The 15,569-nt window shown below is 27.0% G+C and carries 22 protein-coding genes and 2 pseudogenes; 19 read left to right on the forward strand and 5 right to left on the reverse strand.

The window, feature by feature from the left end:
* Positions 1-64 precede the first annotated feature (64 nt).
* The 18 genes and pseudogenes from ACOBWH_RS06620 (at position 65) to glpK (ending at position 10,501) form a co-directional block, all read left to right on the forward strand.
* On the forward strand, positions 65-268 hold the full coding sequence (locus tag ACOBWH_RS06620) for a hypothetical protein (RefSeq protein ID WP_424526224.1): 204 nt from the start codon (positions 65-67) through the stop codon (positions 266-268).
* 153 nt (positions 269-421) lie between these two features.
* Positions 422-1,351 carry a rolling circle replication-associated protein gene (locus ACOBWH_RS06625; RefSeq protein ID WP_424526225.1) on the forward strand — a complete coding sequence of 310 codons (930 nt, stop codon included), beginning with the start codon at positions 422-424 and terminating at the stop codon, positions 1,349-1,351.
* A 403-nt stretch (positions 1,352-1,754) separates the two neighbouring features.
* Positions 1,755-2,102 (forward strand): hypothetical protein, encoded by a 348-nt coding sequence (locus tag ACOBWH_RS06630; RefSeq protein WP_424526202.1) that lies wholly within the window; start codon positions 1,755-1,757, stop codon positions 2,100-2,102.
* A gap of 125 nt (positions 2,103-2,227) precedes the next feature.
* Entirely contained in the window at positions 2,228-2,449 is a 222-nt protein-coding gene (locus ACOBWH_RS06635) for a hypothetical protein (protein ID WP_424526226.1), read from the forward strand.
* A 3-nt stretch (positions 2,450-2,452) separates the two neighbouring features.
* Positions 2,453-2,629 (forward strand): hypothetical protein, encoded by a 177-nt coding sequence (locus ACOBWH_RS06640; protein ID WP_424526227.1) that lies wholly within the window; start codon positions 2,453-2,455, stop codon positions 2,627-2,629.
* Complete coding sequence (locus ACOBWH_RS06645) at positions 2,622-2,810, forward strand: hypothetical protein (RefSeq protein ID WP_424526199.1); 189 nt, start codon at positions 2,622-2,624, stop codon at positions 2,808-2,810. Before ACOBWH_RS06640 ends, ACOBWH_RS06645 begins: the two co-directional genes overlap by 8 nt.
* Before the next feature lies 1 nt (position 2,811).
* Complete coding sequence (locus ACOBWH_RS06650; protein WP_424526228.1) at positions 2,812-2,985, forward strand: hypothetical protein; 174 nt, start codon at positions 2,812-2,814, stop codon at positions 2,983-2,985.
* 89 nt (positions 2,986-3,074) lie between these two features.
* Entirely contained in the window at positions 3,075-3,281 is a 207-nt protein-coding gene (locus tag ACOBWH_RS06655) for a hypothetical protein (protein ID WP_101519332.1), read from the forward strand.
* Between the two features lie 179 nt (positions 3,282-3,460).
* Complete coding sequence (locus tag ACOBWH_RS06660; protein WP_004027932.1) at positions 3,461-3,658, forward strand: hypothetical protein; 198 nt, start codon at positions 3,461-3,463, stop codon at positions 3,656-3,658.
* A 1-nt stretch (position 3,659) separates the two neighbouring features.
* A complete protein-coding gene (locus ACOBWH_RS06665) occupies positions 3,660-4,469 on the forward strand; it encodes a hypothetical protein (RefSeq protein WP_424526229.1) in 810 nt (269 codons plus the stop codon).
* Positions 4,462-4,668: a hypothetical protein gene (locus tag ACOBWH_RS06670; RefSeq protein ID WP_424526230.1), complete on the forward strand. Its 207-nt coding sequence runs from the start codon at positions 4,462-4,464 to the stop codon at positions 4,666-4,668. Before ACOBWH_RS06665 ends, ACOBWH_RS06670 begins: the two co-directional genes overlap by 8 nt.
* A 2-nt stretch (positions 4,669-4,670) precedes the next feature.
* Positions 4,671-4,955, forward strand: a complete 285-nt coding sequence (locus ACOBWH_RS06675) for a hypothetical protein (RefSeq protein ID WP_424526231.1) — start codon at positions 4,671-4,673, stop codon at positions 4,953-4,955.
* Positions 4,955-5,194 (forward strand): hypothetical protein, encoded by a 240-nt coding sequence (locus tag ACOBWH_RS06680; protein WP_004027929.1) that lies wholly within the window; start codon positions 4,955-4,957, stop codon positions 5,192-5,194. Before ACOBWH_RS06675 ends, ACOBWH_RS06680 begins: the two co-directional genes overlap by 1 nt.
* 16 nt (positions 5,195-5,210) lie before the next feature.
* Positions 5,211-6,632 carry a spiroplasma phage ORF1-like family protein gene (locus tag ACOBWH_RS06685; RefSeq protein ID WP_424526232.1) on the forward strand — a complete coding sequence of 474 codons (1,422 nt, stop codon included), beginning with the start codon at positions 5,211-5,213 and terminating at the stop codon, positions 6,630-6,632.
* A gap of 377 nt (positions 6,633-7,009) precedes the next feature.
* Positions 7,010-7,757, forward strand: a pseudogene (locus ACOBWH_RS06690) (MIP/aquaporin family protein).
* Between the two features lie 133 nt (positions 7,758-7,890).
* On the forward strand, positions 7,891-8,706 hold the full coding sequence (locus tag ACOBWH_RS06695) for an FAD-dependent oxidoreductase (protein ID WP_424526233.1): 816 nt from the start codon (positions 7,891-7,893) through the stop codon (positions 8,704-8,706).
* Positions 8,594-8,971: an FAD-dependent oxidoreductase gene (locus tag ACOBWH_RS06700; RefSeq protein WP_424526234.1), complete on the forward strand. Its 378-nt coding sequence runs from the start codon at positions 8,594-8,596 to the stop codon at positions 8,969-8,971. Before ACOBWH_RS06695 ends, ACOBWH_RS06700 begins: the two co-directional genes overlap by 113 nt.
* Before the next feature lie 18 nt (positions 8,972-8,989).
* Complete coding sequence (glpK, locus tag ACOBWH_RS06705; RefSeq protein ID WP_424526235.1) at positions 8,990-10,501, forward strand: glycerol kinase GlpK; 1,512 nt, start codon at positions 8,990-8,992, stop codon at positions 10,499-10,501.
* A gap of 15 nt (positions 10,502-10,516) precedes the next feature.
* On the opposite strand, the gene eno is transcribed toward glpK, so the two are convergent.
* Complete coding sequence (gene eno / locus ACOBWH_RS06710) at positions 10,517-11,893, reverse strand: phosphopyruvate hydratase (protein WP_424526236.1); 1,377 nt, start codon at positions 11,891-11,893, stop codon at positions 10,517-10,519.
* 182 nt (positions 11,894-12,075) lie between these two features.
* On the opposite strand from eno, the gene trpS reads away from it, so the two are divergent.
* Complete coding sequence (gene trpS, locus ACOBWH_RS06715; RefSeq protein WP_424527437.1) at positions 12,076-13,098, forward strand: tryptophan--tRNA ligase; 1,023 nt, start codon at positions 12,076-12,078, stop codon at positions 13,096-13,098.
* 16 nt (positions 13,099-13,114) lie between these two features.
* Here trpS and ACOBWH_RS06720 read toward each other — a convergent pair whose 3' ends face one another.
* From ACOBWH_RS06720 to ACOBWH_RS06735, 4 genes and pseudogenes are all read right to left on the reverse strand, one after another.
* Positions 13,115-13,990 carry a lipoprotein gene (locus ACOBWH_RS06720; protein WP_424526237.1) on the reverse strand — a complete coding sequence of 292 codons (876 nt, stop codon included), beginning with the start codon at positions 13,988-13,990 and terminating at the stop codon, positions 13,115-13,117.
* Positions 13,991-14,456: 466 nt separating this feature from the next.
* Positions 14,457-14,663: pseudogene (locus ACOBWH_RS06725) on the reverse strand (IS3 family transposase).
* A complete protein-coding gene (locus ACOBWH_RS06730) occupies positions 14,641-15,246 on the reverse strand; it encodes a DDE-type integrase/transposase/recombinase (protein ID WP_424526238.1) in 606 nt (201 codons plus the stop codon). Before ACOBWH_RS06730 ends, ACOBWH_RS06725 begins: the two are co-directional and overlap by 23 nt.
* A gap of 41 nt (positions 15,247-15,287) precedes the next feature.
* Positions 15,288-15,563: a transposase gene (locus ACOBWH_RS06735; RefSeq protein ID WP_424526145.1), complete on the reverse strand. Its 276-nt coding sequence runs from the start codon at positions 15,561-15,563 to the stop codon at positions 15,288-15,290.
* Positions 15,564-15,569: the final 6 nt, after the last annotated feature.

Genomic DNA, 15,569 nt, shown 5'->3' on the forward strand with positions numbered 1-15,569 from the left:
AAAAAAAAAAAAAAAAACTTGGTTAAAATAAAGGTAGTAACAAACTTAATAGGAGAATTCTAAAATGAAAATTGAAATTTATCACAAAATTATTGATTGCTTAAAAAGCATTCGCATGCATTTAAAATTAAGCCAATTAAAATTTGCAACATATTTTTCCTTTACACGGGAAGGCTACCATCTTGCTATTGCAAAAGATACTAATAAAAATAAAACTTATGTTAAAATTGATTTAATTAACTATCATAACTGCACATCACTAAAATAGATATTGCAAAATTAAAAATAATATATTACAATAAAAATAACTTTCAAATATAAACACTTAATTATATTGAAAGTTTCAAACTTTTTATAGTTTCCCGCTAAGAAACTTTTAAATGTAATTAAGTGTTTTTTTATTTGGAAGGAGTTTATAAAAATGAATAATGTTTTTATTCAAGATAATTTAACAAATAAAGGTCATAATGTAATTATGAATGATTTAAATTATGTTAAAAAAGAATATTATTTAAAAAAAGTCTTTTATGGTAATTATGTTAAAAATATTGTCTTACCGTTAGAATTAATTAATAATAACCCTCGTAATAAAACGGGAATTAAAAATACTGGAAAAAATGATAAAAAACTATGAAATAATCGCATTCGCACCCAAGGAAATTGTATTCGCAAAGCGTATCATAATTTTTCAAATTCAAAAAATTTAAGTTTTCTGACTTTAACTTATGCAGTTAATGAGAAAGATGTTAAAAAATGTAAAAATGATTTAAAGTTATTTTTTAATAATATTAATCGTTGATGAAACAATCCTATTCGTTCTAAACATCATAAAGGAATTTTAAAATATATGTATACTTATGAGTATCAAAAACGAGGAGCAGTTCACTTTCATATCATATTGAATCAAAAAATACCTAATAGTGTAGTACAACAATATTGAAAATATGGTATTAATAAAAATATTAAAGTTCGTGCAGGTTCTAATGAAGATGTTGTTAAATATCTTGCTAAATATATTGTAAAAACTGCTAATAATGATAAGTCGCAAAATCATTATGATTTAAATATTAAAGCGTATCAATTTAGTAAAAATTGTAAAAACCCAAGAGTAAAGGTTGGAGTTGTTGAGTTATCTGAACAAGATTTAATTTATTCAGTTAAAGATAACTTAAATTATTTTGCTTTTGGCGATGAAAACAGTTATAAAATTGGTTTTAGTTGTGATAGTTATTATGGTTTAGATAAGTTTAGAGAATATAAAAAATATGTTTCTGTTGATAGAAAAATATTTAAAAATTTAGTTAAAAATACTAATTTTACTGCTAAAAAAAGTCAAAATTTAAGGTGTTAAAATTAAAAAAATGAGTTAAAAACTCATTAAAAAGTGGCAGTTACCCGCTAAAACAACTGCCACAAATTAATTAAAACAAAAAAAAAAAAAAAAGTTGGGGATGTATATTTTATAATATCTTTATTTTTTGTGCTGAAAATTTGACAATTTTAATTTTTATTGTATTATTAAATTAACTTAAACATTTGATTATGTTTGAGTTTCAAATCTTAAAAGGTTTCCCGCTAAGAAACTTAGATATAATTAAATGTTTTTTTATGCTTTATTTATAAAAACTTATTCAAATAAAAAACACTAATTTTGTATTATTATTTTTAATTAATCATTTTTTATATTTAAGTTTTAAACCTGAAATCTTTTAAGTAATTTAATTAAATTATTTAAAAGAAAAAGAAGAAATCTTATGAATGGATTTCTAGTACAGTTGATAGATATTTCAACTGATAAAATTATTAAGGATGATAAAGGTAATGAAAGTAAATGAGATAGTTATACATTTACACCAGTTATTAAGTTAGAAAATGGTACTGTTAAAGGTACAAAAGATTTATCAAAGTCAAAATGATTTAAAGTAATTGATGATAATTATTTGAAATTAAAACCTTATTTAGTTGATGGTAATTTATTTTATGTTTCGCTTAAATGAGATGGAAAAATTAATACAGTTGAACCATATGTAGAAAATAATAGCGAGCAAGATTTTATTAACAAATATTCTAATAGTTCAACAATATCAGAAAGTAATAGTTAATATGAAACAACAGTTATGTATGGTTTGTATTAATGATACTGTTTGAGAAAATGGTCCTACTTATTGCTGAAACTGTGTTAATGAAAATGTTGTTTTAATTAATCAATATTATTCTAGGTTAAACAATGAAAAAACAAACTAAATTATATAAACAACGATTAGAATATTTAGTTAATGTTATACATCAATGTTTACCTAGTAAAATACCATTATTTATGTTAAGAAAAGCATTAAAACATTTATTAAAAAAAGAAAATATTAATTTACAAATTCTTACAGAAAAAGAGTTTTTGATTTTAAATGAAAAATTAAAAGATAAATTTTTAAGTATAGAAAGGAATAATTAAAATATGGATAAAGAAATTTTAAGTATTGTATTATCTTGCTTGCTTTTATTTCCATTGGTTATTTCAATTATTTTTTCTTTGTGTATTGCATCAAAAGAACAAAAAGAAAATAAAAAATTAAAAAACGAAAAATTATCTTTGGAAATTAAAAAGTTAAAAAGAGAAATGGAGAGTGATTAATTTGGCGATTTTATCTGAAATTATTTTATTAATTATTATGGTTCCAATTTGTGCTTACTTTATTGCAGGAATAATAAATGTTATTAGAAAAAAAGAAAGTTCAATAATTTTACGACAACAAAAGAAAATAAGAAAATTACAAATTGAATTGGAAAAAAGAAAAAGTAAGGAGGTTAAATAATATGATTATATTTTTATATGTAATGGTTTTTATTACAATGTTTTTACTTTTAGGTTTTTATTTTGTTGATAGTATTATAGCCTTTAAACATCGCAAAGAAATTCAAAATAATCGTGCAATTATTAAGTCTCTTAAAGAACAAATTAAACAGCAACAAGTTATTAATAAAATTTAACAAGTTAATTATTAGTAATATTTTTATATTACTTTTTAACTTTTTAGGGGTTTAAAAAATATTATTTTTAATTAGAAAGGAATTACTATATGAATTTAATGGCAATGGATAGCGGAACAGACGGAATTATTAAAGCAATTGAGGCCTGAGTTGGTGTTATTGCAAATTGAGCGAAAGAATTTACGACTTGATTTTTAACATTTTTAGGTGCAAATGCAATTTTAATTATTCCTATTGTTTTAATGTTTTTAGTGCTTGGAATTGAAACATTAAGAAAATTAATTCACGGATATTAATATTAATAATTTTAAACCTCTAAAAAGTTAAAAAGTAAAATTTATATTGAATTTATGCAAATTATATTCGGTGCAGATATGCCCCCAGCATTAGCCTATATATGTTTTATTTTATTTTTAACTTTTATTATTGCTGTTATTTTTTGAATATTTAGATTGATATTTAGGGGGTTTAGTTAATGACTTGAAATCAGTTTTTAGATAAAGTTTATCAAGGTTTATATCAGTTTGCTTTTTTTATTCCAGCAAATAAATTAGGTTTGGTTGATAAAACTGTTGAATATTATGTTTGTATGATAGTTATATGATTATTTATTTTCTTTACTATATGATTTGTTATTTATATGGTTTCTAAAATATGTAAGGTGGTGTTTTAAAGTGTTAAATATTAGAAAATGAATTATAAATTGATATTTAATGAATTGATTTTTTACTTTAATTATGATTGTTTTAAATTGTTTAATTATATTTAAACCTAATATGTTTAAAGGTTGATTAAATATTGTTTTTTTAATTTTTGCTTATTTATTTAGTGTGTTTGTATTATTTTTATTTTTTAAAGATTTACGAAATCAACTTGCATTTTTTAAAACTATTAAACAAAGTCCTATAACAATGGTAATTGGCAGTTTAGGGAGCGGTAAAACATTATTAGCAACTCATTTATTAGTTAATTCTAAATATGATACTAAATATTCTAGTTACCCTATTAAAAATGAAGATATCGCATTAACAACTTTTGATATGTTTGATAATAATAATTTAAAAAACCCGATACCTTATAGTGAAAGTAATTTGGTTGTTTTAGATGAAATGGCGTTATATGTTCCTGCTAATGAGGTTAAAGATGGTGCTATGAAAAAGTATAGTGGTGTTATTCCTAGTTTAGTTCTTATGCGACAATATAATATTAATGTTGTATTTATTGGACAACGAGAAAAACACCATTGAGTAGAATATAGAGAATTAGCGACGGGGTTAATGTTGCCGTTAAGTTGTAAAAAACCACCTTTTCAATTTAAAGGAATATTAAAGTATTTTATTTGATTTTTTCCTAAGTTTAAGTTTCATATTGGTATTTTTGATGATAAGGATAATTATGATATTTGAAAATCTGAAAGTGTTAAGCGTTCTGCTAATGGTAAAAAAAGTAAAATTAAAAAATGCAAGTTCTATTGGTATGCGTAATTTTAAAATTTCTATTTCTTTGTTAGATGCAATGAAATATGATACTAAATATTTGCAATTTGTTAGAGATGTTAAAAATGATAGTGTTAAAGATAAGTCATTGACTTATTGAGATTATGTTAATTTTGATAGTTTAGAAGATTTAGAAAAAATGGGAGCAACAAGATTAGTTGAAAATTTACAAAAAGGAGGTAAATAATTATGAATTTATTAACGAGTTGGGATGATGCTTTTAATGTTGTTATTGATATATTTATGAAAATTATGGACTGGATGTGAACTTTAAAATTACCAGCAACAGATATACCTTTATATGTTCTTTGAATTATAGGGGGTATTTTAGGAATTGTTATGCGTTTGGTTGGTTCTGCACCACAATTAAGTACAATGTCTCAAAATACTAAACAAGCAGCAGGAGCAATTGGAAAAATAAAACTTGGTATAAATGAAACAGATAAAGAGTTTTCAAAAAAAAGGAAAAAATAATGGTTAAATTATTATGGTTTTTTTTCGTAGCAAGTATTATTGGTATAACATTTGTTGCAAATATTTTTTTAGCGTCAGAGACAGCAATGGCGACAATTAAACAGTGATTTAATAGTTCAAATGATTTTTATAAATTAATCGCTCATTTATTTATTATAGCAACTCATCCTATTTTTAGATTATTTATTGCTTTTGGAATTATGTTAATGATTATAAGAGTTATATTTGCAGTTAGATAAGAAAGGAAATACAAATATGAAAAAAGTTTTTATTATTTATTTTTATGTTATTTTTTTATTATTTTCTTTAATATCTCCTTTTGTTTTTATAACATCTAATTTAGATAATTTTAATAAAGTTAATTCCAATTTTTTATATTCAGAAAATTTAAAAAGTAATGATATTTTTAAAGATTGAAATTATAAAGAAGCGAGTGAATATGATTTTCAATCTAGTTTAATGTTGCGACAAGACTATTTTATGCAAGGTTTAGACCTTAGTAATTATGCGTTTAGTTTTGGTGTTGAAACTCCTTTTATTTCAAATGTGAGTGCTGATAAAAATGATGATAATTATTGATTTAATAAAATTAAAAACAGTGCTTGAAATTATAGATTAAGTTGAAATTTAGCAAATAGTTCTAAGAGTTCCGTAGGTAGATTAATTGTAGATTATCAAATGTCAACTAAATTATTAAATATTTTTGTTTATAAAAATGATGTAAAATATGAATTCACTTTTAATTGAGAAATAATACCATATTTGTTTATGCCGATTATTGGTAATCAAAGTTATCGGCATTTTGATATAAACTATTTAGTTTTAAATTTTAATTATAAAAAAATAATTAATATGGATATTCTTAAAAAATCTGAAAGTAATTATTATATTAATGATGTTAAACAAAATTTTTATTTATTAGATAATTTATTTCAAATTTTAGATTATTTTTATTCTAATGTTTTAAGAACTATATTTGATATTTCAAATTTTAAAGAGCAGATTTATTTTTCATCTGATAATGGTAATTTAGGTTTTGTATTTTTTATAAAAAATGGTTTTTTATTATATCCAAAATCAATGCTTTTTAATATTTTAAGATTTCCGGATACAGTTTCGGGTTATTTAGAACCGCAAGTGCAATTATATAATGCTTATACTATAAATAATACTAATGATTATTTTTCTTATTATTCAAATTGAGATTATAAAACTGATGTTTTGCCTTCTAATAATGATAAATATACTCAATCAATAAAATTATTAGATATGGCAGATAATTCAAAATATCAAGGTTTTAATTTAATTAGATTTAATACGACTAGATTAACAGAAAAAATTGGCATTGCAATTTTGGGTTTTAATTTTAGCATTTATAATGCTATGGATTGAAATGATGAAATTAATGCTGGTGATATATGAAAATTACCTTATAGTTCTTGTACTTGATATAATGTGTTTTGTCATATAAAAAATGGTTTTATTTGAGCATTTAATACTTTGCCTGGTATTAAAGAGGTTGGAAAGTATGCTAATGCATTAGTAAATACAATGCAAAATGTTAATTTACTTTGAGATAATATAAGTAATTTCTTTGCTTTTGATATTGCTTTTAAATTATTGCTTGGGGCAATTATTACTCTTGCCATGTTTAATGGTATTTTACGATTTTTATAAAAACAAAAAGATACAAATACATACATAGACCAAGAAAAAAACAAGCAAACACCACGGTGCAAAAAATTTATTTTTGCCCGTGTGTTGTTTGCGGGGTACAGGTCGCGCAGCGACCTAGGGGCGAAGCCCCTTTCCTTGATCCATATTCTAACAACAATCTTATACAATTTAGAAAATTATGATATATGAAAGAAAAAATCTTCTTTAATTATTACCAAAAATTAATTACTTTCCAGTAATTTGCTAAAAATTATTAGCAAGTTATCGATAATTCTTTTATTTAAATTATTGTAGAAAGGGGGAATTTATTATTAACTTAAAACATAATAAAATCTGATTGAAACATCACACTTTACAAATTTGAAAGGAAAATAAACATGACAAATACCCAATTATTTTTTCAACATTTTGGTTTAGAACTGTTTGGAACAATGCTCCTAATTATTTTGGGAAATGGTGTTGTTGCTAACATTTTATTAAAAAACAAAAGGAAATGGACAAGGTTTTTTTGCAATTACCGCTGGATGAGGTTTTGCGGTACTGGTTGGGGCAATGGCTAGTAGCGCTTTAAAGGGTGTCGCCCATTTAAACCCCGCCGTAACATTTGCAATGGTTGTTCAACAAACTTGATTTATTAACAATGGCTGTTTTTTATTACCAGCCTTATTATTAGGGCAAGTTGCTGGTGCTTTAATTGGCCAAATTATTGTTAATATCTTTTATTGAAAACATATCAAAGACACCGTTAGTGATAACCCCGATTTTGTTCTTACAATACATACCACTGGACCAACTTATCGTCCTGCCTTCTTTAACTTTTTTGCTGAATTTATTGGAACATTTGTGTTAGTTGCTGCAATTTTAACAATTGGTAAATATAAGACATTTAGTTTAGGGTCATGAGAACCACTATTTGTTGGTTTAACAGTTTTTGGAATTGGAATATCATTAGGTAGAACAACTGGTTATGCAATTAACCCTGTTCGAGACTTAATTCCACGAATTGTTCATTTTGTCTTACCATTAAAAAATAAAGGACACTCGGATTGGAGTTATAGTTGAATTCCAGTTGTAGCACCAACATGTGCTGGACTTGCTACTGGTGGAATCTTCTTACTATTTTAATCAATTTAATAGAAAGGATATTATAAATATCATGGAAAAAAACCTAGTTATGATGTTTGTATTATTGGTGGTGGCGTTATTGGCGCGGCAATTAGTCGTGAATTAAGTCGTTATCAATTAACAACCATTACAATTGAAAAAAAATAAAAAAGTAGCAATGGAAACCTCCGCTGGAAATTCTGGCGTTATTCATGAAGGTTTTGATCCAACGCCAGGGAAATTAACAGCAAAATTAAATGTCGAGAGACATCACCTTTATCAAACAATTTTTAAGGAACTTACTATTCCCTACCAACAAGTTAATTCGCTTGTTATTGCGTTTAATGATGAAGAACAAAAACACCTAGAAATGCTATATCAACGTGGAATTACAAACAATGTTGATCCAAAGCATTTACGTCTTATTAATCAAGCAGAAGTTCATACCTTAGAACCAAATCTAAGTCCTGAAGTTCAAGGAGCATTATTATGTACTTCTTCATATGTTGTTGACCCCGTAGTCTTAACACAAAGTCTTTTTTCAAATAGTATTAAAAATAATCAACATTTACGGTTAGATCACCTGGTAACAAATATTCAGTACCACTCTGATCAGAAACACTTTGAAATTACAACTTTGCATCAAGAACAAGAAGTTACTTATTTTGCAAAATATTTAATTAATGCTGCTGGTCATTACTGTGATATTCTTGCTGCAAAAGCTGGTTATCCTGATTATGAATTAGTTACTAAGCGTGGAGAATATCGTGTTTTAGAAAAAAAGTGAGGGCAACTTAGTAAAAAATATTATTTTTATGGTCCCAACAATTCATGACAAAGGTGTTATTGTTGCCCCAATGTTAGATGACCGCCTCTTAGTTGGCCCAACTGCGGAAGACAATATTCCAAAGGCAGAAACGCACCTTGTAACACCAGCAATGTATGAAAAAATTGGTCAAATTGGAACTAAAATTATTCCAAACCTTAAAATGGAAAAAACATGTCAAACTTTTGCAGGATCACGCCCAATTGAACCTCTATCCAAAGATTTTTATTTAAAACCAGCACATGACAATCCAAATTTTATTAATGTCGCTGGAACAAAATCACCTGGATTAAGTAGTGCTCCTGCGATTGCCAAATATATTTGTCATTTACTAACAGCTGCTGGCTGTGAATTAATCACAAACCCGCATTTTGATCCTATCCAAACTGAAATTATTCCAACAATTTAACGAAAGGAAACGTTTATAATGTCAAAATATATTATAAGTTTAGATGAAGGAACAACAAGTTGTCGTACGCTTGTTATTAATTATAAAGGTGAAATTGTCGCAAGTGATGCATTAGAATTTAGTCAAATTTTCCCAAAAGCTGGTTGAGTTGAACATGATACTGTTGAAATTTGAAACTCACAACGAACAACATTAGTACAATCAGTTAATAAAGCAAAAATTAAACCCGAAGATATTGTCGGGATTGGAATTACTAACCAACGTGAAACAGTTGTAATGTGAGATAAACGCTTTGGTTTACCAATTTATAATGCTATTGTCTGACAAGATCGCCGTACTACCAAATATTGCGATGAATTAATTGCCCAAGGAAAAAGTGAATTAGTTCAAGCAAAAACAGGTTTAATTATTAACCCCTATTTTTCGGCGACAAAAATAAAATGAATTTTAGATAATGTTGAAGGTGCGCGCCAATTGGCAAACGATAATAACTTACTATTTGGGACAATTGATACTTGATTAATTTATCGTTTAACAGGTGGTAAAACACATGTTACCGATTCAACGAACGCTAGTCGAACAATGCTATTTAATATTCATACTAAAGAATGAGATGAAGAATTATTGAACTTAATGGATATTCCAAAAGGAATTTTACCAACAGTAAAATCTTCTTCCGAAGTTTATGGTCATACTTTTCCAGGATTATTAAGTAAAGATACTGACATTCAGATTCCAATTGCTAGTGCTATTGGTGATCAACAAGCAGCCTTGTTTGGACAACTTTGCTTAGAACCAGGAGAAGTTAAAAATACCTATGGAACCGGATGTTTTATTTTAATGAACACTGGACAAACCCCAATTAAATCAAATAACGGTTTATTAACAACGATTGCGCTTAATTATAAAGGAACAACAACTTATGCCTTAGAAGGTTCTGTCTTTGCGGCGGGAGCTGCTGTGCAATGACTACGTGATCAAATTAAGATTATTTATCATGCCAGTGAAACTGATTGATACACAAATCTTGTTAACGATGACCAACAAGTCTATGTTGTTCCTTCCTTTACTGGATTAGGATCACCATACTGGGATTCTTATTCACGAGGAGCAATCTTTGGTTTAGAACGCGGAACAAAACGTGAACACTTAGTAAAAACAACATTAGAATCATTAGCTTATCAAGCATATGATGTTATTATGGCAATGACTGAAGATCTGAAAAAACCAATTAAAAGAATTAAGGTTGATGGTGGTGCTAGTCGTAATGAATACTTAATGCAATTCCAAGCTGATATTACGCAAGTGGAAGTAATTCGCCCGAAAAGCATTGAAGCAACAGCAATGGGCGCAGCCTTTTTAGCTGGTTTAGCTGTTAATTTCTGAACATCACATGATAAAATTAAACAAATTCTAATGGTTGATAAAAAATATAATGCTAAGTTAGACCAAACAATTGTTCAAAAATTACTAAAAGGTTGAAAAGTTGCTGTTAACCGAACATTAAATTGACTAAAAGATATTGAATAAAAAATAACCGTAAGGTTATTTTTTTAAATGTAAAACATGTTTTTTCAAATTATAGAATGTTTTAATTCCATCATATTCAGCAACTGTTCCTAATTCATCTTCAATTGCTAATAAACGATTATATTTTGCAATACGGTCACTTCGTGACATACTTCCCGTTTTAATTTGACCAGTATTTAAAGCAACTGCTAAATCAGCAATTGTTGAATCTTCGGTTTCTCCTGAACGATGTGACACAACTGTTGTTCATCCTGCTTTTTGTGCTAATTGAATTGTATCAATTGTTTCAGTAACTGTCCCAATTTGGTTCAATTTAATTAAAATTGAGTTAGCAGCTTCATTAGCAATTCCTTCCGCCGTAATTTTTGGATTTGTAACAAATAAATCATCTCCAACAATTTGAATTTTGTGTCCCATTGTTTTAACTTGTAACTCAAAACCAGCTCAGTCTGCCTCTGCTAAACCATCTTCAATTGAAATAATTGGATATGTATCAACTAATTTAGCAAGATATTTGATTAATTCTTCTGTTGTCATTGCATATTCTTTCCCAGTTACCTTTTCAATTTTTTTAAAGTGGTATTTTTTGTCTTCAAAATACAATTCTGATGATGCACAATCCATTGCAATCATCACACCATCTTCACCCGCTTTATACCCTGCTGCTTTAATTGCTTCAACAATTAAATCTAAAGCAACTTCTGCTGGTGTTTTTACTTGGAATGATGCTAATGATTGATCTTTATATGCTCAATTAAAATGCGGTGCAAATCCCCCTTCATCACCAACAGCAGTAATATCTCCTTTATCATGTAAGATTTTTTTTAATGTATGGAAAATTTCTGATGCTCATCGTAACGCTTCTTTAAAAGTTGGTGCTCCAACTGGCATAATCATAAATTCTTGGAAATCAATTGCACTATCAGCATGTTCTCCCCCATTAATAATGTTTAACATTGGCACTGGTAGTTTTTTAGCGTTAACTCCTCCTAGGTACTTATATAATGGTAATTCAACTTCACAAGCTGCTGCTTTAGCAACCGCCATTGAAACTCCTAACATTGCATTAGCTCCTAAATTCTTTTTAAAATCTGTCCCATCTAAAGCAATCATTGCTTTATCAATTGCAACTTGATCAGTTGCTTCCATTCCAACAAGTTCTTCGGCAATTTTTGTATTAACATTATTGACAGCTTTTAAGACGCCTTTCCCTTGGTAACGTCCTTTATCACCATCCCTTAATTCTAATGCTTCACGACTTCCGGTTGAAGCTCCTGATGGTACCATCGCTGAACCATATCCTCCAAATTCTGTTCAAACTTCAACTTGAACAGTTGGATTACCTCGTGAATCAATTACTTCACAAGCATAAATTTTCTCAATTTTTGACATAATTTTGTACTCTCCTTCTAAGTCTATACAGGTATTATATTATTTGTTCAAACAATAGTAAATAAATTACAAAAAAAATCAAGAAAAAACATCATTTTTCGATGTTTTTTGATGGCAAAGAGAAAATTATTTGCTATGATATTACTAATATAGTATTAATTTTAGAACAGGACGGAAAAAAGATGGACGGAAAAAAACCAACAATTGTTTCAGGAATTACTGCCACTGGACAATTAACATTAGGAAATTATATTGGCGCAATTAAAAATTTTATTGAACTACAAAAAAATAATAACTTAATTATTTTTGTTGCAAACTTACATGCGATTACAATCCCTATTGGAAAAGAAGAATTACGAAGTAATATTAAAAATATGATTGCGTTATATTATGCTTGTGGATTAGAGCCCAACAATGCAATTATTTATGTCCAATCAGATGTCTTAGAATTAACACAATTAAGTCATATTTTATTATGTAATACCACTGTTGGGGAATTATCACGAATGACTCAATTTAAAGATAAGTCAATTAAAATGAAAGCTGAAAATAGCACGGGATTTATTCCCACTGGTCTATTAACTTATCCAACTTTAATGGCCGCTGATATTTTATTATATGATGCTGACTTAGTTCCGGTTGGAAAAGATCAAAAACAACATATTGAATTAACACGAAACATTGCCGAACGAATGAATAATCGTTACCAACAAGAACTTTTTAAACTCCCTAATGATTTTATTCCCCCAGTTGGTGGTAAAATTATGGATTTACAAAACCCAACTAAAAAAATGAGTAAGTCATCAAATGATCCGAAATCTTTTATTGGACTATTAGATGCACCCGATGTTATTCGTAAAAAAATTCGTTCAGCAATAACTGACTCTGATGGAAAAATTGCTTATGATCCTGAACAAAAACCAGGAGTAAGTAATCTTTTAACAATTTATGCTGTTTTAAAAAACATTACAATTGAATCTACTGTTAAAGAATTAAGTAATTGTGATTATGGACAGTTAAAAGAAGAAGTAGCAACAGCTATTATTGCAACCTTAGAGCCAATTCAAACAAAATATCACCAATTAATTAAAGATGACACCATTGACCAATTAATTGATGCTGGCGCAGAAAAAGCCCGTTATCTTGCCAATAAAAAATTAACAAAAGTTAAAAATACAGTTGGTTTAAATTATAAAAGAAAATAAAATACAATAATTATTCTTACTGAATTTCATATTTTAACTTGTTTAATTGTCAACGATAATTATTTTTTTGATTACTAACATTAAAATTAAATTCCCCTTGGTTACCAATTTGTTTAGTATCTAAATTATTAAACTGAAAATTAATTTTATCTGTTAAATAAACAACTAAATCAGAAATATTTTTAATTGTTTTAATATTGCTAATTTTAAAATTATTAGAATCAGTATAAACATTTGTTAACCATCTTGTCATAATTGCTTCGTCAGTTATGTTTTGTGAAAAAATAAAACTTGGGTTAGTTTGAATATAATTAATTAAATAACTTGATAAATCTTTATTAATTTCATAATTTCAAAAAACATTACTATTTAAATTAATTGTTAAATAATAAATTGTTGTTGTTAAATGCTCTCCTTCAATTGTAGTTTCTTGCATTGTTGTTTCACCCGTTGTATAACTATATGCAGTCGTGTCGCGAATTAAAGGAAACAGTTGAAAATCATGATACAATTGTTCTGGTGCTGGTAACTTTGATGGCATTGTCACAAGATATGTTTTAAATAAAACATTTTGTTTTGATAATTCAAAAGCTGAAACTGTTTCTGAATTATTAAAGGCATAATTAATAATTGGCGCTAAGGTATGCGCTTCTTTATCTTTATTAAAAGTTGTAAAAATTAAATCATCATTATTATGTTTGATTCAATAATCACCTTCATCGTTAAATGCTTGCAAAGTAAATTGTGATAAAAACTGACTAACATCTGCTTCCATATCGGTATTTCGCGTTGGAACATAATGTTTTACTTCTTGTTGACAACTAATTATTGTTGTAACAGGTGTTGCAATCATTGTTATAGTTCCCAATACACTAATTATTTTTTTCATCATATCATTCCTTTTGTTAAGTTATATTGTAAATTATAACAAATGGTTAATAATTTTAAAAATCAACATGATTCGGATCAGGACCCAATCTTTCTTGTGATAATGCAAATAATGTTGTCATATCTTCCTCATCTAACATAAAATCATCTAACTGCGTATTAGCAATCAGACGTTCTTTATGCGTTGATTTTGGAATAACAACAATATTTTATTGCACTGCTCATTTTAAACAAATTTGTGCCGGGGTTTTTTGATGTTTTTCAGCAATTTTTAGGATTGTTGAATTTGTCGTACATTTTCCTTACATTAATGTTGCTCATGACTCAACAATAATCCCATTTTATTGGCAAAATTGAACAACAGCAGTATTGTTTAAACCTGGATGTAATTCAATTTGATTAACCATTGGTTTAACTTCACTAATTGTCATTAATTCTTCTTGGAATGGCAACACTTTTTAGGACACTTTTTATGTAGACTTCTGATTTCTAAATTCAACTGGAGTTAAGTAATTCAAACTACCATGAATTCGAATATTGTTGTATTAATTAATGAAATTAAATAGTTCCAACTTTAATTGTTCTAAATTTTTAAATTTTCGACCATTAATAAATTCAGTTTTAAAAGCTTTATAGGTTGTTTCAGCTACTGCGTTATCGTAAGGGCACTTTTGCACTTAATAATCTTTTAATATTAAATGTTAATAAAATTTCTTCAATAATTTTATTTTTAAATTCATTACCACGATCTGTATGAAACAACCTAATTTGATTTAGTGGTCATGTTATTTTATAAAATGCCTGCTGAACTAGTTCAGCAGTTTTATTTGTTCCAGCGCTATAGCCAATTACTTCACGGTTAAATAAATCAATTAGTAAGCAAATATAATGTCATTTTGAACCAACTTGAACATAGGTTAAATCGCTCACAATAACTTCATTTTGTCTTTTATTACTAAACTCACGATTTAGAATATTACTAATTTGATCATTATTTACAGGAGATTTATGATTGCGATATTTTAATTTAGTATATTTTGATACTAAATTATTTATTGCCATAATTCTTCTAATTTTTCGTCGAGATAAAATAATGTTCTTTCTTGCTAAAATAATTTTAATTTTTCTAGCACCATAAACTTTATAGCTTTCTTTAAATGCACTGATAACTTCATTTTCATAAATATTAATTTCAGTTTTAGTGATCTTATTAATTTGATAATAATACTTTGATTTTGCTATCTTTAATATTTGACACATTTTCCTCACTAAATATTTGTCTTTATTTTTAGTAATTAATATTACTTTTTGCCGATTATCAGTGCTGCTTGCTTTAAAATATCATTTTCCATTCGTAATTGTTTGTTTTCTTTTCGCAACTGAATAAGTTCATTTTCTTCAACAGAGCGATTGTCTTTAGCTTTAAAAGAACCAGAATTCTCAAATTTTTTTACTCATTGATAAAGAACTGCCTTTGAAATTTTATATTCGTTAACAATTTCAATATTACTTTTACCATTTTTATATAACATTACGATTTGTTTCTTGAATTCATCGGTGTACTGGTTTTTTGCCATTTTTAT

It is taken from the genome of Spiroplasma endosymbiont of Glossina fuscipes fuscipes, assembly GCF_049669535.1.
Lineage (GTDB): Bacteria > Bacillota_I > Bacilli_A > Mycoplasmatales > Mycoplasmataceae > Spiroplasma.